This window comes from Stenotrophomonas maltophilia group sp. RNC7 (assembly GCF_030910085.1).
GTDB classification, from domain to species: Bacteria; Pseudomonadota; Gammaproteobacteria; order Xanthomonadales; family Xanthomonadaceae; genus Stenotrophomonas; species Stenotrophomonas sepilia.
Genome location: NZ_JAVFVN010000476.1, coordinates 1 through 22,955 on the forward strand (window position 1 = coordinate 1; position 22,955 = coordinate 22,955).

Genomic DNA, 22,955 nt, shown 5'->3' on the forward strand with positions numbered 1-22,955 from the left:
CTGAAGTCGGAGTTCTTCTACCTGAACAGCTTTGACAGCATCGAAAGCCTGGAGGCCGGGCTGGTGGAGTACATCAAGTACTACAACCAAGAGCGAATCAGATTGAAATTGAAGGGGCTAAGCCCGGTAAAGTACCGGGAACAGGCCCAAGCAGCCGCCTGACCCCACCGTCCAAGTCTCGGGGGTCACTTCAGGATGCGGGCATCGCAGTACTCCTGCCGGTGGCCATTGGAATGGCAGGTGACCACATCGCCACCACCCCATCCATTGCCGTTGCCCCAGCCGCCGCCATTGCCGCCCCAGCCGCCGCCGCGGCGGTATTCACCGACGAATTCGGCACGGCACCCCTGTGTGACCCAGACGCCGTTGCGCGACTGGCCCCAGGTCTCACCTTCCACACAGGGCGAACCGGACAATTGGCGGATCAACCGCGCGCGGCCATCCAGGCGGCACTCATTGCTGCGGTTCTTGACCGACTCGCAGCGCACGATGCCACTGCCATCGCGGCCGCCGTAGCGGTCGTCGTCGTAGCCGTAGCCATAGCTCTGCGCGTGGGCGCCGCCGGCGGCCGCCAGCATCGGCAACAGGGTGCAGGCCAGGGTGCGCCAGGTGAGTGCCTTGCCCATCGAGATCTCCAGATGAATACGATGGCGCAAGCATCCGGGATTCACGGCGCGGCGCACAGAGGGAGGCGCGATGGCAGTTGTTCCCCCATTCAAACAACTCAACCGGACCTGACTGGACCGCCGTGAACTCATGGGCCCCCGTTTGCTGCCCCACTGGCCATGCCACCGGCATTGCCCAGGCGTTCCTCGAACGCATAGGCGAACAGCTCGGCATCATTGCTGATGCCCAGTTTCCTCATCGCCGAAATGCGTTGCCGGCTGATGGTACTGACGGTGCGCCGCAGCTTCCCGGCGATCTCTGTGATCGAAGGTCCCGACACATACAGCCGCAGAACCTCCAGCTCCTTGGGCGACAACACCGAAAGCGATCGCTCACGCCCACCCTCCTGCAGGCAGTGCGCCAACTGGGGGTCCAGGTAGATCCCCCCGCTCAACACGGTATCGACCGCCTTGCGGGTGCCATCCACGCAACTGCACTTCCACACCAGTCCGCGCACACCGGTACGCATTGCCATGTTCAAGGTGGTGGCGTTGGTGACCATCGTGACCAGGATCACCGGCACCTTGGGGTAATTGCGACTCAGCGCCTGCAGCATCGCCTGACCGTCCGAGCGGCCGACATCCGGCATCGAAAAATCAGTCACCACCAGATCCACCGGCTCTTCGGCCAGGATGGCCAGCAGGCTTTCTGCACATCGCGCCTCCGCCACCACGCGATGCTGCCCACCGGCCTCGATCACGATGCGCGTGCCTAGCAAGACCAGTGGATGATCATCCGCAATGGCAATTCGAGTGAGCATGCTGATTACCCGTCAATAGTCACGCCGCAGTGCGCAGTGGAGACGCTAGTAATCATTCCAGGTTACGTCAACTTAATAATCGCTCACTGCAATTGATGTCATTGCAGCAGCAACTTCCGGCCAATTCCATTAATTGCAGAGAGCATCAAAAATACGAATGACACAGCAGTTTTCCCAATAGTTTCATTCCAGAAAGCCAGCGGGGCCGCTTACAAAGTCACCTCCGATCACTCGCCGCACTGGACACCCCATGGTCCGATTCCGTCGTCAATCGTTTGAGGATCTGCAAGAGCCCTTTGAAGCAGAGCCACTGGCGCCGGCCGCATTGCCAACTGCCGCATTGCCGTTCGTACAGCAGTTGCGACTGCATCTGGCGAGCGACAGCACGCCGTCGCGGCGGCCGGCCCATGCCGCGATCATTCACGACGGGGCCACCGTGTGCTGGCTGGACGCCAGGAACGACCGGATGATGACCACCGCACCCGCGCCGATCACGCTGACACTGCTGCAGAGACTACTGGGCGACGCAGACTCTCGACTGAGCCTAGTACCGGTGACACAGGAGGTCTTCGTGCAGCGTGCGACGGTGTGCAGCAATGTGCCGCTGCGCCTGACGCTGTGGAACGTTGCCCTGGTCACGGACGGGCCCGGCGTGCCGATCCCGCCCCTGCAAGACTGCACGAAGTTGCGCCTGCGGCGTTGGCCAGACTTCCGCATCCTGGCCCATCGTCCCGATCACTTCCGACTGTGCGCGCTGCTGATCAAGCAGGGCGCGTCCGTGCGCGCATGCTGCGACATCCTGGATCTGCCACGCCAAACCGTGCAGTCGTTCTTCAACGCAGCGTTCCTCACCGCCTATGCCTTTCCCGTCGTGGGCGAGGACGCACCTGTGCGCCCCTCGCCCGCCGACGGCCTCGTCAATCTGTGGCGACAACTTCGCATCCGCTGGAGTGCATGACCGTGCGTGAGCACAAGATCGTAGTGATGGGCCCACTCGGCGCGGGCAAGTCCACCCTCGTGCAGACCCTGACCCAGGGCACGGCGGTGGTGACGGAAGCCCGCAATACCGACCCTTCCGTGGGCAAGCAATACACCACCGTGGCCATGGACTATGGCGACATCGACCTGCCAGGCGGCGACCGCCTGCGCCTGTACGGATCGCCGGGGCAGGAACGTTTCTCCTACATCTGGCCGATCCTGCTGGCCGGTGCAGAAGGTGCCATCGTTCTGATCGATGGCAGCGCCAGCGTGGGCGCCACGCTGGCCGGGCGGCATCTGCGAGCTATCGCCGAAAGCGCACCGGGGCTGCCCGTCGTCATCGGCTTCACCCGATGCGGTAGCACCGATGATCCGGTACAGCCGCGCTGGCAGGACTGGTTGCAGGACCATGCGCCACACCTGCCGGCATTGCCGCTGGACCCACGCGACATGGCGCAGGCCATCATGGCGATGGACCTGCTGATGAGTCAGATCGAATGCAATGCCACGGCGGCCGCCCATGAATGACATCGACCGCACATCGGCACTCGACGCGCTGGTACACGATGTCACCGGCATCCAGGCGCTCGTCGTTGCCAGCACTGATGGTTTCGCACTGGCCCAGGCCGGCCCGAAGGGCCATGTCGCCGATCGCCTGGCCGCGATGACCAGCTCGATGCTCGGCCTGGCCAGTGCGCTGGGTCGCGAACTGCACTTTGGTGAACTCGACACACTCATCCTCGATGCCGCCAACGGCAAGGTTTTGATGCTTGCCATTCCCGGAACACAGCCCCGCCTACTGATGACCGCATGCGACCACAGCTGTGTCATCGGCAACGTGCTGTGGCATGCCAAGCAGTGCGTACGGGCCCTGACCGACAACCCGAACTGATGCATGCCCTCTCACTGATCAGACGGCTCTTCAACTCCTCACACCCGCAACGGACCACTGAAATGAACATCGCCATCAACAAATGCCTGGACACGCTCATGCAGATCAACGGCGCACAAGCCGTTGCCCTGGTCGACTACGAAAGCGGCATGCTGCTGGGTGAAGCCGGCTCAGGCGTGGACATGGAACTGGCGGCCGCAGGAAACACCGAGGTGCTGCGCGCCAAGATGAAAGCGGCTGAAGCGCTGAAGCTCAACGACAGCATCGAGGACGTGCTGATCACTCTGGGTCGCGCGTACCACGTGCTGCGCCCGGTGTCGGCCAAGAAGGGCCTGTTCTTCTATGTGGTACTGGATCGGCAGAAGGCCAATCTAGCTCTCGCCCGGCGCATGGTGCTGGACGTGGAAAGCTCGCTGGCGCTGTAGCGCACGACAACGATAGCCAGGGGATGCGAATGCCGGGGCTGCTCTGGGGAGAGCGGCCCCGGCCTGTGGTTGCACCGCGCGCCCATCTCGACAACGGGAGCCGCCCTCCATGCGCCCTCGATCAACCACACAGGCGGCACCTCGCCGACGCCACTACCGGCCCTGGGCGTCGGTCTGCATCGTCGCCGGACTGACAGCCGTCTACGCGCTACTGTTGTGTGCGCCCTCGGCAGATGACGCTACCGGCCGCACCCGGCCGCGCGACGCGGCCAGCGTGCTGGGCGGCGCCATCGCCGCCGTGGAAAGCAGTTACGCCGAAGGTGATCTCACCGTGACCGACCAGCACCTGGGACTGCCTGCCAGCGCCGCGCATTGCGCGCACCTGCGCGCCTCGCTCCCCGACACCGGCCGCGCGGTGCTGACCTGCGATCTGCGCCAGGACGGCCGCCTGCAATGGTGGCGAACCCCTGCCGGAGAATGGCGATGCAATGCGGGCAAGGCCGATGTGCAGGCAGTGCCTGGGCCATGCCCAACGCAATTGCGGCGCACTTTCTGATTATTCGCAAAACAGTCGCGCGGCCATTCAACACGCTCGACTTTACCAGTTCTTGAATATACCCACTGCCGTGCACGTGATTTCCTATGACTGCGCCACGAATGCTTGTTTCCGGGCCAGACCAATGAAACCACCACGCCACAGAGGATTATCATGAACACCGCAATCGGCCGTACACGCCACGCAGGCAAAAGCGCATCCCGGCAGAAGGGCTTTTCCCTTATTGAACTCATGGTGGTGGTGGCGATCATCGGGATTCTGGGGATGATTGCCCTGCCGCAGTATCAGCGGTTCGCGGCCAAGGCAAAGTTGGCGGGCGCCCTCGCAGAAGTTGCCGGTGGAAAAGTTGGCGTTGAATCACTCCTCGCCGAGGGCAGCGAGGTCACCACGCCGGCATCGATTGGCCTGCCCGAGTCAAGCTCCCGCTGTACCTGGATTACGGTGACAAGCGATGTCACGAATGGAGCTACGAGCATCAACTGCGAGCTCAAGAGCGACGCTGCAATCGGCAGTGGCAGCCTGACCCTGGATCGCGACTCGCAGGGAGTCTGGCTCTGCAGGAGCGACATTCCAGACCAGAGCCTCCTTCCCCACGGTTGCCAGGGCTGATCGCACGCGCATGCCACTACACAGATTGCCAGGAACGTTGATTTCCTGACGAAGGAACCGATGAAAATGAAAATATCAAAGGCTGGCTGCGCATCGAACCACGCACACCACCAGCGCGGGTTCTCTCTGATCGAACTCATGGTGGTCCTGGCCATCATCATGATTCTCTCGCTGATCGCAGTCCCGCAATACAAGAAGTTCTCTACCAAAGCCAAGCTGGCGGCGGCCCTGGCCGAGCTGGCCGGCGGGAAGGCTGGAGTGGAGGCGTGGCTGGCCGAACGGGGGGATTTCTATGGCTCGGACAACCGCAAGCTGGGAGTACCGGAGAGCAGTGAGCGCTGTGAAACCATCACGGCAAAGTATCGTGCAGATGGCGGCTTCGAGATCGATTGCCTGCTGCGATTCGATGCTGGCTACAACGTGGGGACATGGCGGCGCAATCTGGTGCTGATCATGGACACGCGCAGCCGTGAATGGCGCTGCTGGACTGCCATCCCCTATTACGACCTCCTGCCCAAAGGCTGTGGCCCCGACAATCCATAGCCTGCTATGCAGATACTTCAAGCTGTTCACGCTTTGCCACTCCAGTCAGGCAGTGGCGCCTGCGAAAGCCGGCCGTCCCCCCTCCCCTCCCTCGTCATCGCCGATGCAAACCCCTGGATCCGACGCGAACTGATACGCAGACTCCAGCCCCATCTGGACGGCAGAACCCTCGGCGAAGCGCGTTCGCCCGCAGAGGTTCTGACCCAGATCGCCAGCCCGCGCTGCAACGCACTGATCATCGATCCCTGCATGCCGACTGTGGGCCAGGCTGACGGCATGCCACTGCTGCGCCGCATCTGCTGCCTGCGCAGGGATCTGCTCATCCTCGTGCTGGCCCAACAGCCCTTGCGCGTACTGCAGGATCGCGCCCTGCCGGCACAGATCGGTCATGTCTATGCCAAAACGGTGAATCCATCGTGGCTGTGCCATGTCGTAAGCCAGGCACTGCACGGGGAATCCTCCGGCGTTACGCCACCGGCGCAGGACGCAGGCCGGTAACCGGCCCCGAGGCGGTTGCCATCGCCTCGAAATGCACGGCATCCACGCTGCTACCCAGCGCCTCCACGCGCACCGTGCTGCCCTGGCCGGTCCGGCGATGGTGGGCGCTGGCCAGGCCAACCGCGGCATCGAACGCTGCGGCCCCGGAGTTGAATGCTTCGGCGACGCCTGCGGCCGGATCCAACAGGGACCACTGCGCGGCACTGCACTTGACGGTAATGACCATGGGACGCTCCTTCTGGGAAAGGCGCAGGGGGCACTAGACCCTCTGCTGATGCCGTCACCCTAGCCATGCCATCAGGGTGGTCCCATCAGAAAAGTACGAAAAGTCCGCGCCAGTGCGTCAGAACCCCACCCTCATCACATCCCTGAGTCCGTTTAGCCCGTTCATTCCGTGATCCTTGTCACGGAGTCAGGCTGGCTTCACACTACCGTCATCAACAGGGGCCCCTTCCACATGCGCACCTTCTTCTCGCACCAGCGTTCGACGTTGCTGAAGTTCTACTTCGTGGCCAGCTATCTGATCCTGATCGAAGAGTTGATCCGCGCCGCCGTGCATTGAGCGCTTGCTGACGGGCTATTTGCGACAGAAAATGTCGCTTTACGCACGGAGCTCGCGCATGAAGGTGCTTCTTCTGATTCCAGCGCTGCTGGTTCTGGCCGGCTGTGCCAGCCAGGACACGGCGACCGCGCGCGCTCATGCCGCTGAGGCGTCGCCAGCGACGCCGGTGGTGGGGGGCGACCGTGATGCGCACGGCTGTATCGGCTCGGCCGGCTATCAGTGGTGCGAACACAGCCAGCGCTGCGAGCGCCCCTGGGAACTGGCGCAGGCGCAGGGCCTGGCCAACACGGCCGAGGCCATCGACGCGTACTGCGCCAAGCCCGCCAGCCCGACGCGCAAGTGAGCACGCCCTGCCATGGCTGAGCTGACTCCCCTGCCCGATCTCGCCCGTGGCCGGTATCGCCACTTCAAGGGCGGCGAATACGAGGTGATCGATATCGTCCGCAGCAGCGAGACGTTGGAACCGATGGTGCTTTATCGCGCACGCTATGGCGAAGGCGGCCTGTGGGTACGCCCCTACCCGATGTTCATCGAGCAGGTTCCGGGCGAACACGGCCCGCAGGCGCGCTTCGCTCGCATCGACGATTGATCCGGTGCGACCCGCAGTGACCCGGAGCCCGCGATGAGCCCCTATATCTACCTGGCCGCCGCCATCGTGCTGGAAGTGATCGCCACGTCACTGCTGAAAGCCTCCTACGGCATGAGCCGGCTGTGGCCGACAGTGGGCGCGCTGGTTGGCTATGGGCTGTGCTTCTACCTGCTGTCGGTCACCATGAAGTCGGTGCCGACCGGCATCGCCTATGCAATCTGGTCCGGCGTCGGCATCGTGCTGATCTCGCTGATCGGCCTGGTGGTGTTCAAGCAGCGGCTGGATGCACCGGCATTGATCGGGATCGGCCTGATCTGCGCCGGCGTACTGGTGATCAATCTGTTCTCGCGCAGCAGCGCGCACTGAAGACGCTGCTGCGCGACCGGCGCTAGCTGACCTTCTTCGCCACGCTCATGCCGATCAGGAACAGCACTACGGCGATGATGATGCCTGCCCAGAACAGGAACTTGGCGATGCCTACGGCGGCGCCAGCGATGCCGCCGAAGCCAAGCACGCCCGCGATGATGCCGATGATGGCGAAGATGATGGCCCACTTGATCATGTCAGTCCTTTCCCCGCAGGGAATGCAAACGGTGCGATCAGGCTAGGCCGCCACCGATGCGGCGCTCGTGAACGGGCCGCGTGTGCGGCGTGAATCAACGCGGCCGGAAGCGCAGCAGCGCCACGGCGAAGGCCAGGAACACGCTTCCCACCAGCCGCTCGAACCAGCGCCGTGCGAATGGCTTTGCAAGCCAACGGCGCAGGCCGTGGCCACCGGCCGCATACATCACGTACCAGAACAGTTCGCAGGCCGCGAAGGTCGCCACCAGCACGCTGTACTGCACGGCCTGGCTGCGCGACGGATCGACGAACTGTGGCAGGAACGCTGCGGCGAACAGCAGTAGTTTGGGATTGCTCAGGCCAACCCACAGGCCGCCGCGGAACACCGTTCCTGCGCCATGTACCGGCGCCAGTGTGACCTCGGCAGCATCGACCACTGCGGGTGCGGTCCGGCAGCTGTCACGCCAGGCCTTGATGCCGAGCCAGGCCAGGTAGGCCACACCGAGATAGCGCAGCACCTCGAACAGCATCGGCGAAGAATGCAGCAGCGCACTCAGGCCCGCTGCGGAAGCCGCCAGCACAAGCAGCATCGCCAGCAGGCAGCCGGCCATGGCCGGCACACTGCCGCGAAATCCCAGCCCGACGCTGCGCCCAAGGATGTGCAGCATGTTGGGCCCGGGCGTCCCGCACAGCACGAAGACCGTGGCCACGAACCACCACCAGGTATGCAGAGCCATATCGGGCGTCCACTTCAGAACATCTAACCAGCATAGAGCGCGCCGGCCTGGCGCGGCACACACAGTGCAGCATGGATGCGGTGGTTACAGAGGCAGGCTCAGGCCGCGAGCGCGTCGCGCCGTACCAGTACCTGGTCGATCAGGCCCCATTCGCATGCCTGCTCGGCGCTCATGAACCGATCACGGTCCAGGGTCTGTTCGACCTCCTCGAAACTGCGTCCGCAATGCCGCGCATACAGTTGGGTGATGCGCTGCTTGGTGCGCTGCATCTCCTCGGCGTGGATGAAGATGTCCGAAGCCTGGCCCTGCACCCCGCCCAGCGGCTGGTGCACATGCAGGCTGGCATTGGCCAGCGCCGCGCGGTGACCCGGCTCGCCGGCCATCAGCAGGAACGAACCCATCGACCGCGCGGTGCCCATGCACAGCGTATGCACCGGGGCCGAGATGTATTGCATCGTGTCGTACATCGCCAGGCCGCTGGAGATCACCCCACCCGGCGAATTGATGTACAGATGGATCGGCTTCTCCGGATTTTCAGATTCAAGGAACAGCAGTTGCGCGCAGACCAGCGCCGATACGGTGTCATCGACTTCGCCGTTGAGAAAGATGATGCGCTCGCGCAGGAGCCGCGAGTAGATGTCATAGGAGCGCTCACCGCGCTCGCTGCGTTCCACCACCATCGGTACCAGCTGCATTCTGTCCCGCATGTGCCTGCTCCCTGTAGCGTTCGATCCAGGCGCCGGCTCAAGCCGCGCGCATCACCGTGCGATGGTCATCGTTGGACGCCGGCGGTATCAGCGCGCGCCGGTCGGTGAGCCGATGCACGATGGTCAGCACCGTTCCCCCATCCTCATCAGCGCGCAGCCGAAAACACACAAGGCTGTGCAGATGTGGGGGCTGTGCATCGCGCAAGCGGAATCCCAGCTCCCGCCCCTCCTCGCACAGGCAGGGCTGTGGATCGGCAAGATCGGCGGCAGGCAACCAGCGCTCACGCAGTGCCGGATCGAACAGTGCGCGCCAGACCCGTTCCGGCGGCGCAGGCAACCGCTGCTCCATCACCAGCGCGGGAGCCGCTTCCTTCAGTACATCGTCCATCAGTCCATCTCCTCCAGCAGGTTCTGCAGTGCGGACATCCGCGCCGGCCAGTAGGCACGGTATCGCTGCAGCCAGCGTCCGATGTGGGCCAGCCCGCGCGGATCGACTTCATAGTGGACGAAGCGCCCCTGGCGCTGCTCACGCACCAGCCCTGCATCGCGCAGCACTGCCAGGTGCTGGGACATCGCAGACTGGCTGATCGCAATGCCCTCGCGTAGCGCGCTGGCATGCCGCCCGCCATCGGCCAGCTTTTCGAAGATGTGGCGGCGGGTGGGGTCAGCCAGCGCCTTGAACAGGGCGTTCTCGATCATGATCAACACATTAGCAGTCACTAATGTATGGTGCAACTGCCACACCTGCTGTGCTGCAATGACGACTCCCTGGCATGGAGCTGAGCATGAAGACCCTTGGCCTGATCGGCGGCATGAGCTGGGAAAGCTCAGCGCAGTACTACCGGCTCATCAACGAGGCGGTGCGGCATCGCCTCGGTGGCGCGCATTCGGCGCAACTGCTCCTGTGGTCGGTGGATTTCGCCGGCATCAAGCAGTTGCAGCACGATGGTCGGTGGGATGTGCTGGGCAACCACATGCTCGATGCCGCGCGGCGACTGCAGGCCGGTGGCGCCGAGCTGCTGGTGATCTGCACCAACACCATGCACACGCTGGCCGACCGGATCGAAGCCGAGTGCCGGTTGCCCCTGCTGCATATCGCCGACCCGACCGCCACGGCGATCCTGCAGGCAGGCATCCGCAAGGTGGGACTGCTCGGCACCGCCTTCACCATGGAGCAGGCGTTCTACCGCGACCGGCTGCAGGACCGCTTCGGGCTGCAGGTACTGGTTCCGGAGGCTGATGATCGCCGCTGCGTGCACGACATCATCTACCAGGAGCTGATCGCCGGCGTGGTCAGCGAGCACTCACGGCAGGCCTACGCCGGCGTGATCGCGCGCCTGGTCGCGCGCGGCGCCGAAGCGATCATCCTCGGCTGTACCGAGATCATGCTGCTGGTGCGCCCAGAAGACAGTGCGGTGCCGTTGTTCGACACCACCACCCTGCACGCGCTTGCGGCGGTGGACGCTGCGCTGGCCTGACCGCGCGCAGCGTCAGCCTTCGCCCTGGACTTCCAGGGCGGTGATCAGCCAGTCGACCACGGCCTGCGAATCACACAGGAAGAAGATGGCATCACCCGAACGCGCCTCGGTCAGCAGTCGATAGACGGTAATCGCCACCGCCGACTGGTTGGCGATGAACACCTCCGGGCTGCGCGGCCCTTCGCTGTGGCCAGCCACGGCGTGCAACGCCTTGCGCGCAGCCACGGTGGCGGGCGGGTCTGCGCTGCGGGTCAGTTCCGGCCCGCGCAGGCCCCACGCAATGAACACATGCTTGCCCTTGAACGTGGTGTCCAGGACACGCACCTGCCCGGCCTCTGCGCCAGCCGAGCGATGAATGACGGTACTGCTGATCAACGCAACCCCCTGTGGTCGTCGTGGTCCGCGCATCCTCCTCCGCAAGCCGGCTGCACGCCAGTGACGGCAGCCACAGGCTGCGCCGGCATGCGTGGGAGACATGTAAGAAGGTGTAAGCCGATGCGATCGGATGTGCCGCGATGATAAGGGATGTAAGGCTCTGCATGGGCCGGTGCGCACTACTAAATCCCCACTGAGCCAGCGCCGGAACGATCCGTTCCGACGGCCTCGGGCTGGTCCATTCTTGCGGCCCATTCCCTCTGCCTAGGCTCTCCATGACCCATCGCCTGTTGCTGCCGATTTCCACCTCCGCCCTGGCCCTGTTGCTGGGGGCCACCACGGTGGCCGCCCAGGACTACGTCAGCGATCACATTCCGCCGCTGCGTTGCGAGTCGCAGTTCAACAAGACCCAGCAGTGCCCGATCGAAGGCCGCATGCGCATGGCCAGGCAGCTGTCGGTCACCCGCTGCGTCGAGGACCAGAACTGGGGCCAGAGCCGCCGAATGCTCTGGGTCACCGAAGGCTGCCGCGCTGAGTTCGTGGCCGACGAACAGGGACGCGGCCGCTGGCCGGGGCGCGGCCGGGACCGTGACCAGGATGACGACGGCGAGCGCCTGGTCTGCGAGTCCTACGAACAGAAGGACAAGGAATGCCGCATCCGGGTGCGCCATGGAGTGCGCCTGGTCAAGCAGAAGTCGGTGACGCCGTGCGTCGAGGACCGCAACTGGGGCTGGGACCGCCGGGGGGTGTGGGTCAGCGACGGCTGCCGTGCCGAGTTCCGCGTGTATTGACTGCCGACCACACGCTGGCTGTGGCGGATACGCAGACACGGCCGAGGTGATCGATGGGCTGGGCGCATCCAGTCCAGGAGCCTGCGATGGCACAGCCGATCTTTCCTCGACGATGCTGCATATCCGCGAGGTGATGCCCGCCTCGGGTTTCATCGACAGCGGCATCGTGCATGGATTGGACGAAGGCGATCCGGAGCTGATCTACCGCTTTTCCGGCAGCTGATCGAGATACATGGTCACCTTTGCGTCCAGCAGGTCCATCAATACCGGATCCATGCAGCGATAGTCGTCGGGGATATCCAGGCAATGCAGGCGCTTGTGTTCCAGCAGGCGCGCGTACGCGGCCTGCAGGCGATGCTGGTGCTTGGCCTCCATCACGAAGATGACATCGGCCCAGCGGATATCCGCCGGGCCGATGGGGCGTCGTGCGTGCGGGCTGGTGCCGGCCGACTTCGCGTTGAAGCCGGGCCGCCGTCGCCACATGGCTTCGGCGGTCGGGCTCCGCAGCTGGTTGCGGCTGCAGACGAACAGCAGGTTGATCATTCCTGTTCCTGCAGTTGGCGGGCGCTGAGGACCGGATAGGTGAAGCCCAGCTGGCGTGCACGCGCGAGCTTGGCATCGCGCGTATACAACAGCTTCCAGTTCTTCTCGGGCTTGTAGCGGTAGGCCGTCGTGGCGCGGTCGCCACCACGGTTGCGGGCCTGGCTACGACGCCAGGCACGGTTTCTTGCAGATTCCATGATGTGTTCTCGTGAGTACCGGGTTCAGCAGCCGCGGTAGTACGAGTGGCGCGCAGCATACACCGCACGCACAAAAAAGCCCACGCATCGCTGCGCGGGCTTCTTGATTCATCACAGTGGTCGGGACGGCCGGATTCGAACCGACGACCCTCTGCCCCCCAGGCAGATGCGCTACCAGGCTGCGCTACGCCCCGACTGATGCTGCGATGTGCCCGCCAGTGCGGCGGGCCGTGAAGTATAGCGGATTACGATGGAAATAGGATCAGCGGCGCAGCAACTGCAGCACTTCTTCCAGTTCCATGCGCACCTGCTTGATGATCTGGTTGCTCAGCGCCGATTCCTCGCGGGCATCGGGACCCTCCAGGCGCAGGCGTGCACCACCGATGGTGTAGCCCTGTTCGTACAGCAGGCTGCGGATCTGCCGCACCATCAGCACGTCATGGCGCTGGTAGTAGCGGCGGTTGCCTCGGCGCTTGGCCGGCTCAAGGCTGGGAAACTCGGTTTCCCAGTAGCGCAGGACGTGCGGCTTGACGTCGCACAGCTCGCTGACTTCACCGATGGTGAAGTAGCGCTTGGCCGGGATCGGCGGTAGTTCGCGGTTACTGCCCGGATCCAGCATAAGCTTCCACCCTCTCCTTGAGCTTCTGGCCCGGCCGGAAGGTGACCACCGTACGGGCGGAAATCGGAATTTCCTCGCCGGTCTTGGGGTTGCGACCCGGGCGCTGGTTCTTGCGCCGCAGATCGAAATTACCGAAGCCCGACAGCTTCACCTGACGTCCCTGTTCCAATGCTTCACGCAGCACATCGAAAAACGCGTCGACGAATTCCTTGGCTTCCCGCTTGTTCAGACCGACTTCGTCGAACAGCTTTTCCGCCATCTCCGCCTTGGTCAATGCCATTGCCTGCTACCCCCGAGTGCTGCCCGCTCAGCCGCGGATCCGGGCGTGGTGTTCACGCTCGATGGCAGTGACCGCCTCGGCCACCACCGCATCCACGTCGCGGTCCGTCAGAGTGCGCGACTTGTCCTGCAAAATCAAGCCCATAGCGAGACTCTTGAATCCCGGCTCGACGCCCTGGCCGACGTAACGGTCGAACAGGTTCAGGTCGCGCAGCAGCGGGCCGGCGGCCTGGCGGACGGTGGCCGCCAGATCGGTCCAGGCCACCTGTTCAGGCACCAGGAACGCCAGGTCGCGACGCACCGCCGGGAATCGCGACAGCTCGCCGGCACGCGGCAGGCGGCGGGCGGTCAGCGGTTCCAGATCCAGCTCGAAGGCGTAGACATCGGCCTCGATATCCATCGCCTTGGCCAGGCGCGGGTGGATCTGGCCGATCCAGCCGATCGCCACGCCATCGCGGAACACCTCGGCCGACCGCGCCGGGTGGCCGTAGGCACGGGACGACAGGCGGAACTCCAGTACCGCACCACTGGCAGCCGCCAGCGATTCCAGGTCGCCCTTCAGGTCATGGAAATCGACCTTGCGGGTCGGCAGGCCCCACTGCACCGCCTGGGCCTCACCGCAGACAGCTGCCGCCACGCGCAGGGTTTCCAGCGGTGCCGGTTGGCCATCTCCGGCCTGCTGGGCGAACACGCGGCCGAGCTCGAACAGGCGCACGCGGCCGAGCTGGCGGGCGGCGTTGCGGCCCAGGGTGGCGACCAGGCCCGGCAGCAGCGACGGACGCATCACCGCCAGTTCGGCCGACAGTGGGTTGGCCAGTGGCACCAGGCCGTCGCGCAGCTGCCACTGGGCCAGCAGTGCGTCGTCGACGAAGGCGAAATTGACGGTTTCCTGCAGGTCGCGGGCGATCAGCTGGCGGCGCACGCTCAGCGCGTCCAACTGGGTCTCGCTCGGCATCGCCACGCGCGAGGCACCGCCCGGCAGCGTGGTCGGGATCTGCTCGTAACCGTGGATGCGGGCCAGCTCTTCGATCAGGTCTTCTTCAATGGCGATGTCGAAGCGGCGGCTCGGCGCGGCGACCTGCCAGCCCTCGGCCGTGGCAGCCACGTCCATGCCCAGCGCGCGCAGGATGCGCTCGACTTCGGCGTCGTCGATGGTGATGCCCAGCACGCGGGTGATGCGTGCGCGGCGCAGTACGATCGTCGCCGGCTGCGGCAGGTCATCGGCGCGCACGGCCTCGGTGACCGGCGCCGGGGTACCGCCGGCCAGGTCCAGCACCAGGCGGGTGGCGTATTCGATGGCGGTGCGCGGCAGTGCCGGATCTACGCCACGCTCGAAGCGGTGGCCGGCATCGGTGTGCAGGCCCAGCTTGCGGCCACGGCCCATGATCGCAGCCGGCGCGAAGTGCGCGGCTTCCAGGAACACGGCAGTCGTCGCGTCGGTGACGCGGGTGTCGAAGCCGCCCATCAGGCCGGCCAGGCCGATCGCACGATCGGCGTCGGTGACCACCAGGAAGCTGTCGTCCAGCGCGGCATCGCGGCCGTCCAGCAGCTTCAGCGTCTCGCCCGCGCGCGAACGGCGCACGGCAATGCTGCCCTGCAGGGTGCCGAGGTCGTAGGCATGCATCGGCTGGCCCAGCTCCAGCATCACGTACTGGGTGATGTCGACCAGCAGCGAGACCGGACGCACGCCACTGCGGCGCAGGCGCTCGGCCATCCACAACGGAGTCTTGGCGGCAGCGTTGACGCCTTCGATGACACGGCCCAGGTAACGCGGCGCTTCGGCGCCGGCGTCGAGCTGGATGCCCAGCTCACGGCTGCCGACTGCCGGAATGGCGTCGGCAGCGAAGTCCAGCACTTCGCTGCGGGTGGCGGCGGCGACGTCGTAGGCGATGCCGCGCAGGCTGAAGCAGTCGGCGCGGTTCGGGGTCAGCTTGATCTCGATGCTGGCGTCCGGCAGGCCCAGGTACTCGACCAGGGCCTGGCCGACCGGTGCGTCATCGGGCAGTTCCAGCAGGCCGGAGGCATCGTTGTCCAGGCCCAGTTCCTTGGCAGAGCACAGCATGCCGTTGGACTCCACGCCGCGCAGCTTGGCCGGCTTGATCTTCAACTCGCCGATCTGCGCACCGACCATCGCCAGTGGCGCGACCAGGCCCGGGCGGGCGTTCGGCGCACCACAGACGATCTGCAGCAGCTCGCCCTGCCCGGCATCGACCCTGCACACCTGCAGGCGGTCGGCTTCGGGATGGCGCACGGCCTCGACGATGCGTGCCACGACCACGTGATCGAGGCCTTCGCCCAGCGCGGTCACGTCTTCCACTTCCAGGCCGATGGCGGTCAGCACTGCACTCAGTTCATCGCGCGAGGCGCCGGTCGGGACATGGCTGCGCAGCCAGTTTTCGGAGAATTTCATGGTGTCACCCTGGTGGGCCCGGCGCATGCGCCTGGGCCTGCGAATTTAGGAGCAGCCGAGCATCGCTCGGCTCTACATGGTTGCGGCTTACGCGAACTGTTTCAGGAATCGCACGTCGTTCTCGAAGAACGCGCGCAGATCGTTGACGCCGTAACGCAGCATCGCGAAGCGCTCCACGCCCATGCCGAAGGCGAAGCCGGTGTAGCGCTCCGGATCGATGCCGACGTTGCGCAGCACGTTCGGATGGACCATGCCGCAGCCCAGCACTTCCAGCCAGCGGGTGCTGCCATCGGGCTGCTGCCAGGCGATGTCCACTTCCGCGCCCGGTTCAACGAACGGGAAGTAGCTGGGGCGGAAGCGCATCTCGAAGTCGCGCTCGAAGAACGCGCGCACGAACTCGGCCAGCGTGCCCTTCAGGTCGGCGAAGGTCGAATGCTCGTCGACCAGCAGGCCTTCGACCTGGTGGAACATCGGCGAGTGGGTCTGGTCGCTGTCGCTTCGGTACACCTTGCCGGCGGCGATCATGCGCAGTGGCGGCGCGTGGTCGCCCATGTAGCGCACCTGCACGCCGGAGGTGTGCGTGCGCAGCAGGCGGCCGTCGCCGAAGTAGAAGGTGTCGTGCATGGCGCGCGCCGGATGGTGCGGCGGGAAGTTCAGCGCCTCGAAATTGTGCCAGTCGTCCTCGATCTCCGGCCCTTCCGACAGCTCGTAGCCCAGCCGGCCGAAGATGCCGGTGATGCGCTCCAGGGTGCGGGTGATCGGGTGCAGGCCGGCACGCTCGCCGTTGCGGCCCGGCAGGGTGATGTCGATGGCTTCGGCGGCCAGGCGCGCATCCAGCGCCGCGTCTTCCAGCAGCGCCTTGCGCTCGCCCAGCGCGCGGGTCAGCGCGTCGCGGGCCTGGTTGATCGCTTCACCAGCGGCCTTGCGCTCGTCCGCCGGCAGGGCACCGAGCTGCTTGAGCTGCGAGGTGATGCTGCCACTCTTGCCAAGCAGGGCCACGCGCAGCTGTTCCAGCACGTCGGGGCTCTGTGCGGCGGCCACATCGGCCAGCGCCTGGGTGGTGAGGGATTGGATGTCGCTCATGGGGGGCCGGAACTCCAGTCGATCTGCCATCGCGATGCGCGAAGGGCCGACCCCTGTCGCCACCGCCGTCCCCGCGCTGCCGCCATGGCCTCGCCGGGACCCAAAAAAGAATGGGGAAGGACTTGCGCCCTTCCCCATGCATTGCCTTGACCTGACACCGTTCCGAGTGAACGGTTACGGCATCGGGAAGGACTTATGCCGCCAGCGCGCCCTTGGCCTTTTCGGCCAGCGCAGCAAAACCGGCTGCGTCGTGCACGGCGATGTCAGCCAGGACCTTGCGATCCAGGGTGATGCCGGCCTTCAGCAGGCCGTTCATGAAGCGGCTGTAGCTCAGGCCGTTGATGCGGGCAGCCGCGTTGATGCGGGTGATCCACAGCGAACGGAAGTTGCGCTTCTTCTGCTTACGGCCGATGTAGGCGTACTGCTGTGCCTTGATGACCGCCTGCTTGGCGACGCGGAAGACCTTGCGACGGGCGTTGTAATAGCCCTTGGCGAGATCCAGAATCTTCTTGTGGCGGCGACGCGCCTGTACGCCACGCTTAACTCGTGCCATTTTTCAGTTCCTCAGAGGTAAGGGAGCATGCGGTCCAGACGGCCTGCGTCTTCTGCACGGACATGGCCCGTCTGACGCAGATTACGCTTACGCTTGGTCGCTTTCTTCGTGAGGATGTGGCTACGGTTGGCGTGGCCGCACTTGTACTTGCCCGAGGCGGTCTTGCGGAAACGCTTGGCCGCTGCCCGGTTGGTCTTGATCTTGGGCATTGCAATGTCCTTGATGGGATATGACCCTGGTTTCTGACTGATCTGGCGGCGGCCTGGGCCGCTCTTTCCGTCCTGCCATGATCGGCGTACGACCCGTCCTGGGTGGGTCGAGCCGGGCATGATACAGGCAAAACCGCCCTGCCACCAGCCCCTGCAACCCTTTCGCCGGCACTTCACGGCATCCTGCAAAAGCAAAGGGACGCCAGCGGCGCCCCCTTACCCTGAACCATTCAGCCAGGCGCCCCGCAAGGCGGCCCGTCAGGCCTCAGGTCTTCTTCTTCGGCGCGATCATCATGACCATCTGACGCCCTTCCAGGCGCGGACGGGATTCAATGACGATGTCCTCGCCCAGATCGGCCTCGATCCGGTTGGCCATTTCACGACCCAGTTCCTGGTGGCTCATTTCACGGCCACGGAAGCGGATGTTGACCTTGATCTTGTCGCCTTCTTCAAGGAACCCGCGCATCTTGCGCAGCTTGATCTGGTAGTCGCCCTCGTCCGTGACCGGACGGAACTTCACTTCCTTGATCTCGACCTGCTTGGTCTTCTTCTTGGCCTCGCTGGCCTTCTTCTGCGCTTCGAACTTGAACTTGCCGAAGTCCATGATCTTGCAGACCGGCGGATCGGCCTGCGGCTGGATCTCGACCAGGTCCAGGCCTTCATCTTCGGCCATGGACAGCGCTTCGTCGCGCGACAACACGCCGATCATTTCTCCGTCACTGCCGATCACGCGGACGCGCGGCACACGGATTTCCTGATTCTTGCGGTTCTGTTTGTTGTCAGGGGTGCTGATATTACGTTCTCCCAAGGGTATCGAACCGGTCCGGGTGCCTGTGCGCCCGGACCGGACCTTTGCTTACGCGCCCTCGGCGTGGAGCCGCTCGATGAAGGCCTGCAGGCTCATGCTGCCCAGATCTTCGCCAGAACGCGTACGCACCGCCACAGCCCCATTTTCCTTCTCGCGGTCACCAATGACCAGCAGGTAGGGCACGCGCTGCAACGTATGCTCGCGGATTTTATAGCCGATCTTCTCGTTACGCAAATCCGAGCTGACGCGGAAGCCTTGCTCCGCAAGGGTTTTGGTCACGCCCGAGACGTAGTCGGCCTGGGCGTCGGTGATGTTGGCCACCACCACCTGTGTCGGCGCCAGCCAGGCCGGGAACTGGCCGGCATGGTGCTCGATCAGGATGCCCAGGAAGCGCTCCATCGAGCCGACGATGGCGCGGTGCAGCATGACCGGGTGCTTCTTCTGGCTGTTCTCGTCCACGTACTCGGCGCCGAGGCGACCCGGCATCATGAAGTCGACCTGCATGGTGCCCAGCTGCCAGGTACGGCCGATCGCGTCCTTCAGGTGGTACTCGATCTTCGGGCCGTAGAAGGCACCCTCGCCCGGCAGCTCCTGCCATTCCACACCACAGGCGGTCAGTGCCGAGCGCAGCGCGCCTTCGGCCTTGTCCCAGGTGGCGTCGTCACCCAGGCGCGATTCCGGACGCAGCGCGATCTTGATCTGGATCTCGTCGAAGCCGAAGTGCCGGTAAACCGCCAGCGCCTGCTGGTGGAAGGCCGTCACTTCCGACTCGATCTGGTTTTCCGTGCAGAACACGTGGCCGTCGTCCTGGGTGAAGCCACGCACGCGCAGGATGCCGTGCAGCGCGCCGGACGGCTCGTTGCGGTGGCAGGAACCGAACTCGCCGTAGCGGATCGGCAGGTCGCGGTAGCTGTGCAGGCCCTGGTTGAACACCTGGATGTGGCCCGGGCAGTTCATCGGCTTGACCGCGTAGGTGCGCTTCTCCGATTCGGTGAAGAACATGTTGTCCTGGTAGTTGTCCCAGTGGCCGGACTTCTTCCACAGGCTCACGTCCAGGATCTGCGGGCAGCGCACTTCGCCGTAGCCGCTGTTGCGGTAGACCTTGCGCATGTACTGCTCGACCACCTGCCACAGTGCCCAGCCCTTCGGGTGCCAGAACACCAGGCCCGGGGCTTCTTCCTGCAGGTGGAACAGGTCCTGCTGCTTGCCGATGCGGCGGTGGTCGCGCATCTCGGCTTCCTCGATGCGCTTGATGTACGCCTCCAGCTGCTTCTTGTCGGCCCAGGCGGTGCCGTAGATGCGCTGCAGCTGCTCGTTCTGCGCGTCGCCGCGCCAGTAGGCGCCGGAGATGCGGGTCAGCTTGAAGGCCTTCAGGAAGCGCGTGTTCGGCACGTGCGGGCCGCGGCACATGTCCACGTACTCCTGATGGTAGTACATGCCCATCGCCTGGATGTCGTCGGACATGTCTTCGATCAGGCGCAGCTTGTAGTCCTCGCCACGGGCCTTGAAGATCTCGATCACCTCGGCGCGCGGCGTCATCTTCTTGATGACGTCGTAGTCCTGGGCGATCAGTTCACCCATGCGCTTCTCGATCGCGGCCATGTCGTCCGGCGTGAACGGGCGCTCGGAATAGATGTCGTAGTAGAAGCCCTCGGCGATCACCGGGCCGATCACCATCTTCACGTCCGGGTACAGCTGCTTGACGGCGTGGCCGACCAGGTGGGCGCAGGAGTGGCGGATGATCTCCACGCCCTCCTCGTCCTTGGCGGTGATGATGCGCAGGCTGGCATCGTGGTCGATGACGTCGCTGGCATCGACCAGCACGCCATCGACGGAACCGGCGATGGTGGCCTTGGCCAGGCCGGCACCGATCGACTGGGCGACGTCCATGACGCTGACGGGATTTTCGAACTCGCGGCGGCTGCCGTCGGGAAGGGTAATGTTGATCATCGCATTGGCTTCGTGCGGGCCCGCGGGGCGGGCTGGAAAGCGTTCCCGGGCCGCGGCCCGGGCAATAAAAAAGCGCCGCGAGGGCGCCTGGAACACAGGGCCTTCGGGGGCAGGTCAACAGTGGGCGGTGGTAGTGCTCATGTCGCACGCTCGGCCGGCGCTGGGCGCGGGCCACCTTGTTCCAGTCAGGAGTCTGCGACGATCTTAAACCAGCGCACCGGAAAGCCCAAGGGCTGCCGTACGGTCCGCTGAATGGCCGGCGCTGGCGGCGTGAAAACGCAATGATTACCATGTCCGCGCAGCCCGCCCCGTGCCAGCCTGCCCGCTTCCCCCAGGACCTCGTGATGCGCCACCCGCTCCGACCGGCTCCCGCCGGCCCCGCCCGTGCCCCGCGTTCGCCGGCCCACTGCCGCGGCGCCCGCCCGCAATGATCACCGTCGGCCTTTCCACCCTGGGCTTCTGCAGCCTGGGCATGCTGGCAGCGATGTTTTCGGCACTGGCCTTCTATGCCGCCTCGCCGCACTGCCGTTGGCCGCGCCTGCGCCGCGCCGGTCGCCTCGGTCGCCAGATCGGCCTGGTCGCCGCGGCTGCCGCATTGTGGCTGTGGATGGCCGAACTCGGCTTCGCTGCCGGTCTGGTGGCGATGCTGTGCACCTGGATGCTCGCCGCGATGCTGCTGCCGGCGCTGGCCGCCTGGCATCGCCCGGGCACGGAGTCGCCGTGATGTGGTCGCGCGCCATCGCCGGCATCATCGCTGGCTTCCTGCTTGCGGCCGCCGCGACCGGCCTGCTGGCCTGGCTGCCGCCCGGCCCGTGGCAGCGCGCACTGGTGCCGACCCTGATCGCCTTCATCCCGTTATGGATGCTGGCCGCCCTGTGGGCGTTCAGCTTCCGCAGCGCACTGCGCGCCTGGCTGGTTCTGGGGGGCAGCGCCGCAGCCGGCTTCGCCGTGCTCGGGCTGCTGCGCCTGGCCGGCGCGGTGCAATGAGAGCTCCCCCATGAAGTTCAGTTCGCAGACGCTGCGCACATTCACCACCCTGCACACCTGGGTCGGCCTGGTCGCCGGCTTCGGCCTTTTCGTGGCCTTCTATGCGGGTGCGCTGACCCTGTTCCATCACGACCTGCCGCTGTGGCAGACCCCGGGCGCCGCCACCGCCTTGCCGGCGGGCCTGGACGATGCGCAGTATCTGCTGGAAGACGTACTGGCGACACACCCGGAGGCCCGCCGCCACGTTGGCATGACCTTCCCCGGTACCGAACACCCGCAGCCCCTGGCGTACTGGCAGGCCGACGACGGCAGCTGGCGCTACGCCTGGCCGGGCCAGATCGCCGGCAGCCCCGCGCCGCCGCAGACCGGACTGGCCGAACTCGTCAACGAATTGCACTACAGCCTCGGCCTGCCGGTGGCCGGCATCTATGTGATGGGCGTCGTCAGCCTGCTGTATGGCATGGCGCTGCTGAGCGGCCTGGTGATCCACCTGCCTAGGCTGTTCGGCGACCTGTTCGCGCTGCGCCCGGGTCGCAACCTGAAGCAGCTGTGGCAGGACGCGCACAACGTGATCGGCGTGCTCAGCCTGCCCTTCCACCTGATGTTCGCGGTCACGGGCGCCCTGCTGTGCCTGGTGTTCGTGCAGATGGCCCTGCTCAATCCGCTGATCTACGATGGCAAGGCGCTGCAGGCGGTACCGACCGCGATGGACACTGCGCCGGTGCGCGATGCCAGCGGAATTCCGGCGCCACCGGGCAGCCTGCGCGTGCTGCATGCGCGCGCACTTGAAGTGGCCCGCGCGCAGGGCGTGGCCAACTTTGAACCGGCCTACCTGAAGCTGGCCAATGGCGGCGATGCCAACGCCACGATCGAGATCACCGGCGAGGCCAGTGGCACCCTCGGCCCGCTTGGTGCCGTGGCATTGGACGTGGCCAGTGGCGACCTGCTGGCCTCCCAGCTGCCGGGCCAGCGCGACGCCAACCACGCCACGCTCAGCGCCGCCTACGCGCTGCACTTCGGTGAGTTCGGCAACGGCGTGGTGGTCTGGCTGTACTTCCTGCTCGGCCTCGGCGGTGCGTTCCTGTTCTACTCCGGCAACCTGTTGTGGATCGAGTCGCGGCGCAAGCGTCGCCAGCCGCAACAGCCACGTGCCGGTGTGAACATGGCGCGGGCCACGGTCGGCGTGTGCATCGGCCTGTGCGTGGCGATCTCGATCGCGTTCGTCACCGCACTGGTGCTGGAGCGGCTGGCACCGTCGGCGGTCGGCCACGGCATCCGCTGGGCCTGCTTCGGCAGCTGGGCAGCCTGTGCGCTGTGGGCTGCACTGCGCCGTCCCGCGCAGGCCGCGCGCGAACTGCTGTGGGCCGCAGCGATCAGCACTGCACTGGTGCCGGTCCTGCACGGTGCACTCAATGGTGACTGGCTGTGGCGCGCCGCCGGGCGTGGCCAGTGGCCGCTGTTCTGGGTCGATGCCATCGCGCTGGCCATGGCCTTCGGCTTCGCCCGCCTGGCCGTCGCCAGCCAGCGCCGCGCCCGCAACGGCGATCCGAACAGCGTCTGGGCGAACTGAAGCGTCGCCGGGCATGGCCC

Annotated in this window: 35 protein-coding genes, 1 tRNA gene and 1 pseudogene; 17 read left to right on the forward strand and 20 right to left on the reverse strand. The window is 65.4% G+C overall.

All coding sequences use genetic code 11. The annotated features are described in order from the left end of the window. Positions 1-162, forward strand: a 162-nt coding sequence (locus RCF13_RS08000) for an IS3 family transposase (RefSeq protein WP_308141063.1), incomplete at its 5' end; no start/stop codon positions are given. A 32-nt stretch (positions 163-194) separates the two neighbouring features. Here the strand turns inward: RCF13_RS08000 and RCF13_RS08005 are convergent. Further along, positions 195-626: pseudogene (locus tag RCF13_RS08005) on the reverse strand (DUF3011 domain-containing protein); the annotation flags it as partial. A 128-nt stretch (positions 627-754) separates the two neighbouring features. Further along, on the reverse strand, positions 755-1,426 hold the full coding sequence (locus tag RCF13_RS08010; RefSeq protein WP_049413639.1) for a response regulator transcription factor: 672 nt from the start codon (positions 1,424-1,426) through the stop codon (positions 755-757). A gap of 250 nt (positions 1,427-1,676) precedes the next feature. On the opposite strand from RCF13_RS08010, the gene RCF13_RS08015 reads away from it, so the two are divergent. The 8 genes from RCF13_RS08015 (at position 1,677) to RCF13_RS08050 (ending at position 5,927) form a co-directional block, all read left to right on the forward strand. Next, positions 1,677-2,384 carry a hypothetical protein gene (locus RCF13_RS08015; RefSeq protein ID WP_134968467.1) on the forward strand — a complete coding sequence of 236 codons (708 nt, stop codon included), beginning with the start codon at positions 1,677-1,679 and terminating at the stop codon, positions 2,382-2,384. Continuing rightward, positions 2,381-2,932, forward strand: coding sequence for a GTP-binding protein (locus RCF13_RS08020; RefSeq protein ID WP_134968468.1), 552 nt, complete (start codon positions 2,381-2,383; stop codon positions 2,930-2,932). Before RCF13_RS08015 ends, RCF13_RS08020 begins: the two co-directional genes overlap by 4 nt. Then, positions 2,925-3,296 carry a roadblock/LC7 domain-containing protein gene (locus tag RCF13_RS08025; RefSeq protein WP_049413644.1) on the forward strand — a complete coding sequence of 124 codons (372 nt, stop codon included), beginning with the start codon at positions 2,925-2,927 and terminating at the stop codon, positions 3,294-3,296. The genes RCF13_RS08020 and RCF13_RS08025 overlap by 8 nt, the downstream gene beginning before the upstream one ends. Before the next feature lie 98 nt (positions 3,297-3,394). Further along, on the forward strand, positions 3,395-3,721 hold the full coding sequence (locus RCF13_RS08030) for a hypothetical protein (RefSeq protein ID WP_197467660.1): 327 nt from the start codon (positions 3,395-3,397) through the stop codon (positions 3,719-3,721). A gap of 109 nt (positions 3,722-3,830) precedes the next feature. Next, complete coding sequence (locus RCF13_RS08035; protein ID WP_134968469.1) at positions 3,831-4,277, forward strand: pilin; 447 nt, start codon at positions 3,831-3,833, stop codon at positions 4,275-4,277. Between the two features lie 153 nt (positions 4,278-4,430). Next, complete coding sequence (locus RCF13_RS08040) at positions 4,431-4,886, forward strand: pilin (RefSeq protein WP_134968470.1); 456 nt, start codon at positions 4,431-4,433, stop codon at positions 4,884-4,886. 60 nt (positions 4,887-4,946) lie between these two features. Continuing rightward, the gene (locus tag RCF13_RS08045) at positions 4,947-5,429 is read left to right on the forward strand and encodes a pilin (protein ID WP_134968471.1); all 483 of its coding nucleotides are present in this window, start codon (positions 4,947-4,949) and stop codon (positions 5,427-5,429) included. 249 nt (positions 5,430-5,678) lie between these two features. Continuing rightward, on the forward strand, positions 5,679-5,927 hold the full coding sequence (locus RCF13_RS08050) for a hypothetical protein (protein ID WP_308141060.1): 249 nt from the start codon (positions 5,679-5,681) through the stop codon (positions 5,925-5,927). On the opposite strand, the gene RCF13_RS08055 is transcribed toward RCF13_RS08050, so the two are convergent. Next, positions 5,896-6,153, reverse strand: coding sequence for a hypothetical protein (locus tag RCF13_RS08055; protein ID WP_061478083.1), 258 nt, complete (start codon positions 6,151-6,153; stop codon positions 5,896-5,898). The genes RCF13_RS08050 and RCF13_RS08055 overlap by 32 nt on opposite strands. A gap of 394 nt (positions 6,154-6,547) precedes the next feature. Here RCF13_RS08055 and RCF13_RS08060 point away from each other — a divergent pair, with 394 nt between their 5' ends. Genes RCF13_RS08060 through RCF13_RS08070 form a run of 3 tightly spaced genes read left to right on the forward strand, consistent with a single transcriptional unit; the run spans position 6,548 to position 7,444 of the window. Next, positions 6,548-6,832: a hypothetical protein gene (locus RCF13_RS08060; RefSeq protein WP_134968473.1), complete on the forward strand. Its 285-nt coding sequence runs from the start codon at positions 6,548-6,550 to the stop codon at positions 6,830-6,832. A 12-nt stretch (positions 6,833-6,844) separates the two neighbouring features. After that, entirely contained in the window at positions 6,845-7,078 is a 234-nt protein-coding gene (locus RCF13_RS08065; protein WP_134968474.1) for a DUF1653 domain-containing protein, read from the forward strand. Between the two features lie 33 nt (positions 7,079-7,111). Continuing rightward, a complete protein-coding gene (locus RCF13_RS08070) occupies positions 7,112-7,444 on the forward strand; it encodes an SMR family transporter (RefSeq protein WP_134968475.1) in 333 nt (110 codons plus the stop codon). Between the two features lie 22 nt (positions 7,445-7,466). Here RCF13_RS08070 and RCF13_RS08075 read toward each other — a convergent pair whose 3' ends face one another. From RCF13_RS08075 to RCF13_RS08095, 5 genes are all read right to left on the reverse strand, one after another. After that, positions 7,467-7,640 carry a DUF1328 domain-containing protein gene (locus tag RCF13_RS08075; protein WP_005417836.1) on the reverse strand — a complete coding sequence of 58 codons (174 nt, stop codon included), beginning with the start codon at positions 7,638-7,640 and terminating at the stop codon, positions 7,467-7,469. A 94-nt stretch (positions 7,641-7,734) separates the two neighbouring features. Further along, positions 7,735-8,376 (reverse strand): LysE family translocator, encoded by a 642-nt coding sequence (locus RCF13_RS08080; protein WP_134968476.1) that lies wholly within the window; start codon positions 8,374-8,376, stop codon positions 7,735-7,737. A gap of 98 nt (positions 8,377-8,474) precedes the next feature. Continuing rightward, positions 8,475-9,083 (reverse strand): ATP-dependent Clp protease proteolytic subunit, encoded by a 609-nt coding sequence (locus tag RCF13_RS08085; RefSeq protein ID WP_005417839.1) that lies wholly within the window; start codon positions 9,081-9,083, stop codon positions 8,475-8,477. A 37-nt stretch (positions 9,084-9,120) separates the two neighbouring features. Then, complete coding sequence (locus RCF13_RS08090; protein WP_049413658.1) at positions 9,121-9,471, reverse strand: polyketide cyclase; 351 nt, start codon at positions 9,469-9,471, stop codon at positions 9,121-9,123. Beyond that, positions 9,471-9,782 (reverse strand): metalloregulator ArsR/SmtB family transcription factor, encoded by a 312-nt coding sequence (locus RCF13_RS08095; RefSeq protein ID WP_005417843.1) that lies wholly within the window; start codon positions 9,780-9,782, stop codon positions 9,471-9,473. Before RCF13_RS08095 ends, RCF13_RS08090 begins: the two co-directional genes overlap by 1 nt. A gap of 86 nt (positions 9,783-9,868) precedes the next feature. Between RCF13_RS08095 and RCF13_RS08100 the strand changes: the two genes are divergently transcribed. After that, on the forward strand, positions 9,869-10,561 hold the full coding sequence (locus tag RCF13_RS08100; protein ID WP_134968477.1) for an aspartate/glutamate racemase family protein: 693 nt from the start codon (positions 9,869-9,871) through the stop codon (positions 10,559-10,561). 12 nt (positions 10,562-10,573) lie between these two features. Here the strand turns inward: RCF13_RS08100 and RCF13_RS08105 are convergent, their stop codons facing one another. Then, positions 10,574-10,969, reverse strand: coding sequence for a hypothetical protein (locus RCF13_RS08105; RefSeq protein ID WP_061478088.1), 396 nt, complete (start codon positions 10,967-10,969; stop codon positions 10,574-10,576). Between the two features lie 242 nt (positions 10,970-11,211). Between RCF13_RS08105 and RCF13_RS08110 the strand changes: the two genes are divergently transcribed. Then, the gene (locus RCF13_RS08110; RefSeq protein ID WP_134968478.1) at positions 11,212-11,727 is read left to right on the forward strand and encodes a DUF3011 domain-containing protein; all 516 of its coding nucleotides are present in this window, start codon (positions 11,212-11,214) and stop codon (positions 11,725-11,727) included. Positions 11,728-11,928: 201 nt separating this feature from the next. On the opposite strand, the gene RCF13_RS08115 is transcribed toward RCF13_RS08110, so the two are convergent. From RCF13_RS08115 to thrS, 11 genes are all read right to left on the reverse strand, one after another. Further along, the gene (locus RCF13_RS08115; protein WP_061478090.1) at positions 11,929-12,270 is read right to left on the reverse strand and encodes a phosphotyrosine protein phosphatase; all 342 of its coding nucleotides are present in this window, start codon (positions 12,268-12,270) and stop codon (positions 11,929-11,931) included. Next, a complete protein-coding gene (locus RCF13_RS08120) occupies positions 12,267-12,467 on the reverse strand; it encodes a hypothetical protein (protein WP_088496157.1) in 201 nt (66 codons plus the stop codon). Before RCF13_RS08120 ends, RCF13_RS08115 begins: the two co-directional genes overlap by 4 nt. A gap of 117 nt (positions 12,468-12,584) precedes the next feature. Beyond that, a tRNA-Pro gene (locus RCF13_RS08125) sits at positions 12,585-12,661 on the reverse strand. Positions 12,662-12,729: 68 nt separating this feature from the next. Further along, positions 12,730-13,086, reverse strand: coding sequence for a MerR family transcriptional regulator (locus RCF13_RS08130; RefSeq protein ID WP_053518690.1), 357 nt, complete (start codon positions 13,084-13,086; stop codon positions 12,730-12,732). Continuing rightward, positions 13,067-13,366, reverse strand: a complete 300-nt coding sequence (locus tag RCF13_RS08135) for an integration host factor subunit alpha (RefSeq protein WP_005410432.1) — start codon at positions 13,364-13,366, stop codon at positions 13,067-13,069. The genes RCF13_RS08130 and RCF13_RS08135 overlap by 20 nt, the downstream gene beginning before the upstream one ends. Positions 13,367-13,393: 27 nt before the next feature. Further along, the gene (gene pheT / locus RCF13_RS08140) at positions 13,394-15,775 is read right to left on the reverse strand and encodes a phenylalanine--tRNA ligase subunit beta (RefSeq protein WP_231352221.1); all 2,382 of its coding nucleotides are present in this window, start codon (positions 15,773-15,775) and stop codon (positions 13,394-13,396) included. An 87-nt stretch (positions 15,776-15,862) separates the two neighbouring features. Beyond that, the gene (locus tag RCF13_RS08145; protein WP_072169124.1) at positions 15,863-16,858 is read right to left on the reverse strand and encodes a phenylalanine--tRNA ligase subunit alpha; all 996 of its coding nucleotides are present in this window, start codon (positions 16,856-16,858) and stop codon (positions 15,863-15,865) included. Positions 16,859-17,051: 193 nt separating this feature from the next. Next, a complete protein-coding gene (gene rplT / locus RCF13_RS08150) occupies positions 17,052-17,411 on the reverse strand; it encodes a 50S ribosomal protein L20 (RefSeq protein ID WP_005410435.1) in 360 nt (119 codons plus the stop codon). Between the two features lie 11 nt (positions 17,412-17,422). After that, positions 17,423-17,620, reverse strand: coding sequence for a 50S ribosomal protein L35 (rpmI, locus tag RCF13_RS08155; RefSeq protein ID WP_005410436.1), 198 nt, complete (start codon positions 17,618-17,620; stop codon positions 17,423-17,425). A 265-nt stretch (positions 17,621-17,885) separates the two neighbouring features. Beyond that, on the reverse strand, positions 17,886-18,413 hold the full coding sequence (gene infC, locus RCF13_RS08160) for a translation initiation factor IF-3 (protein ID WP_072169143.1): 528 nt from the start codon (positions 18,411-18,413) through the stop codon (positions 17,886-17,888). A 63-nt stretch (positions 18,414-18,476) separates the two neighbouring features. Then, the gene (gene thrS / locus RCF13_RS08165; RefSeq protein WP_134968480.1) at positions 18,477-20,378 is read right to left on the reverse strand and encodes a threonine--tRNA ligase; all 1,902 of its coding nucleotides are present in this window, start codon (positions 20,376-20,378) and stop codon (positions 18,477-18,479) included. A gap of 427 nt (positions 20,379-20,805) precedes the next feature. On the opposite strand from thrS, the gene RCF13_RS08170 reads away from it, so the two are divergent. The 3 genes from RCF13_RS08170 to RCF13_RS08180 are packed head-to-tail and all read left to right on the forward strand — an operon-like array spanning position 20,806 to position 22,935. Next, positions 20,806-21,102: a hypothetical protein gene (locus tag RCF13_RS08170; protein ID WP_005410439.1), complete on the forward strand. Its 297-nt coding sequence runs from the start codon at positions 20,806-20,808 to the stop codon at positions 21,100-21,102. Beyond that, positions 21,102-21,365, forward strand: a complete 264-nt coding sequence (locus RCF13_RS08175) for a hypothetical protein (protein ID WP_061478092.1) — start codon at positions 21,102-21,104, stop codon at positions 21,363-21,365. Before RCF13_RS08170 ends, RCF13_RS08175 begins: the two co-directional genes overlap by 1 nt. 10 nt (positions 21,366-21,375) lie before the next feature. Beyond that, complete coding sequence (locus tag RCF13_RS08180) at positions 21,376-22,935, forward strand: PepSY-associated TM helix domain-containing protein (RefSeq protein ID WP_231352222.1); 1,560 nt, start codon at positions 21,376-21,378, stop codon at positions 22,933-22,935. The last annotated feature ends 20 nt before the right edge of the window (positions 22,936-22,955 follow it).

Excerpts from the sequence above, each read along its gene's own strand:
- RCF13_RS08135 (WP_005410432.1), bottom strand. The coding sequence starts at position 13,366 with ATGGCATTGACCAAGGCGGAGATGGCGGAAAAGCTGTTCGACGAAGTC.
- RCF13_RS08110 (WP_134968478.1), top strand. The coding sequence starts at position 11,212 with ATGACCCATCGCCTGTTGCTGCCGATTTCCACCTCCGCCCTGGCCCTG.
- rpmI (WP_005410436.1), bottom strand. The coding sequence starts at position 17,620 with ATGCCCAAGATCAAGACCAACCGGGCAGCGGCCAAGCGTTTCCGCAAG.
- RCF13_RS08020 (WP_134968468.1), top strand. The coding sequence starts at position 2,381 with ATGACCGTGCGTGAGCACAAGATCGTAGTGATGGGCCCACTCGGCGCG.
- RCF13_RS08095 (WP_005417843.1), bottom strand. The coding sequence starts at position 9,782 with ATGATCGAGAACGCCCTGTTCAAGGCGCTGGCTGACCCCACCCGCCGC.
- RCF13_RS08075 (WP_005417836.1), bottom strand. The coding sequence starts at position 7,640 with ATGATCAAGTGGGCCATCATCTTCGCCATCATCGGCATCATCGCGGGC.
- RCF13_RS08035 (WP_134968469.1), top strand. The coding sequence starts at position 3,831 with ATGCGCCCTCGATCAACCACACAGGCGGCACCTCGCCGACGCCACTAC.
- RCF13_RS08130 (WP_053518690.1), bottom strand. The coding sequence starts at position 13,086 with ATGCTGGATCCGGGCAGTAACCGCGAACTACCGCCGATCCCGGCCAAG.
- RCF13_RS08010 (WP_049413639.1), bottom strand. The coding sequence starts at position 1,426 with ATGCTCACTCGAATTGCCATTGCGGATGATCATCCACTGGTCTTGCTA.
- RCF13_RS08030 (WP_197467660.1), top strand. The coding sequence starts at position 3,395 with ATGCAGATCAACGGCGCACAAGCCGTTGCCCTGGTCGACTACGAAAGC.
- thrS (WP_134968480.1), bottom strand. The coding sequence starts at position 20,378 with ATGATCAACATTACCCTTCCCGACGGCAGCCGCCGCGAGTTCGAAAAT.
- pheT (WP_231352221.1), bottom strand. The coding sequence starts at position 15,775 with ATGAAATTCTCCGAAAACTGGCTGCGCAGCCATGTCCCGACCGGCGCC.
- rplT (WP_005410435.1), bottom strand. The coding sequence starts at position 17,411 with ATGGCACGAGTTAAGCGTGGCGTACAGGCGCGTCGCCGCCACAAGAAG.
- RCF13_RS08045 (WP_134968471.1), top strand. The coding sequence starts at position 4,947 with ATGAAAATGAAAATATCAAAGGCTGGCTGCGCATCGAACCACGCACAC.
- RCF13_RS08060 (WP_134968473.1), top strand. The coding sequence starts at position 6,548 with ATGAAGGTGCTTCTTCTGATTCCAGCGCTGCTGGTTCTGGCCGGCTGT.
- RCF13_RS08120 (WP_088496157.1), bottom strand. The coding sequence starts at position 12,467 with ATGGAATCTGCAAGAAACCGTGCCTGGCGTCGTAGCCAGGCCCGCAAC.
- RCF13_RS08170 (WP_005410439.1), top strand. The coding sequence starts at position 20,806 with ATGATCACCGTCGGCCTTTCCACCCTGGGCTTCTGCAGCCTGGGCATG.
- RCF13_RS08105 (WP_061478088.1), bottom strand. The coding sequence starts at position 10,969 with ATGCGCGGACCACGACGACCACAGGGGGTTGCGTTGATCAGCAGTACC.
- RCF13_RS08065 (WP_134968474.1), top strand. The coding sequence starts at position 6,845 with ATGGCTGAGCTGACTCCCCTGCCCGATCTCGCCCGTGGCCGGTATCGC.
- RCF13_RS08055 (WP_061478083.1), bottom strand. The coding sequence starts at position 6,153 with ATGGTCATTACCGTCAAGTGCAGTGCCGCGCAGTGGTCCCTGTTGGAT.
- RCF13_RS08080 (WP_134968476.1), bottom strand. The coding sequence starts at position 8,376 with ATGGCTCTGCATACCTGGTGGTGGTTCGTGGCCACGGTCTTCGTGCTG.
- RCF13_RS08025 (WP_049413644.1), top strand. The coding sequence starts at position 2,925 with ATGAATGACATCGACCGCACATCGGCACTCGACGCGCTGGTACACGAT.
- RCF13_RS08070 (WP_134968475.1), top strand. The coding sequence starts at position 7,112 with ATGAGCCCCTATATCTACCTGGCCGCCGCCATCGTGCTGGAAGTGATC.
- RCF13_RS08115 (WP_061478090.1), bottom strand. The coding sequence starts at position 12,270 with ATGATCAACCTGCTGTTCGTCTGCAGCCGCAACCAGCTGCGGAGCCCG.
- RCF13_RS08050 (WP_308141060.1), top strand. The coding sequence starts at position 5,679 with ATGCCGACTGTGGGCCAGGCTGACGGCATGCCACTGCTGCGCCGCATC.
- RCF13_RS08085 (WP_005417839.1), bottom strand. The coding sequence starts at position 9,083 with ATGCGGGACAGAATGCAGCTGGTACCGATGGTGGTGGAACGCAGCGAG.
- RCF13_RS08040 (WP_134968470.1), top strand. The coding sequence starts at position 4,431 with ATGAACACCGCAATCGGCCGTACACGCCACGCAGGCAAAAGCGCATCC.
- RCF13_RS08175 (WP_061478092.1), top strand. The coding sequence starts at position 21,102 with ATGTGGTCGCGCGCCATCGCCGGCATCATCGCTGGCTTCCTGCTTGCG.
- RCF13_RS08145 (WP_072169124.1), bottom strand. The coding sequence starts at position 16,858 with ATGAGCGACATCCAATCCCTCACCACCCAGGCGCTGGCCGATGTGGCC.
- RCF13_RS08180 (WP_231352222.1), top strand. The coding sequence starts at position 21,376 with ATGAAGTTCAGTTCGCAGACGCTGCGCACATTCACCACCCTGCACACC.
- RCF13_RS08015 (WP_134968467.1), top strand. The coding sequence starts at position 1,677 with ATGGTCCGATTCCGTCGTCAATCGTTTGAGGATCTGCAAGAGCCCTTT.
- RCF13_RS08100 (WP_134968477.1), top strand. The coding sequence starts at position 9,869 with ATGAAGACCCTTGGCCTGATCGGCGGCATGAGCTGGGAAAGCTCAGCG.
- RCF13_RS08090 (WP_049413658.1), bottom strand. The coding sequence starts at position 9,471 with ATGGACGATGTACTGAAGGAAGCGGCTCCCGCGCTGGTGATGGAGCAG.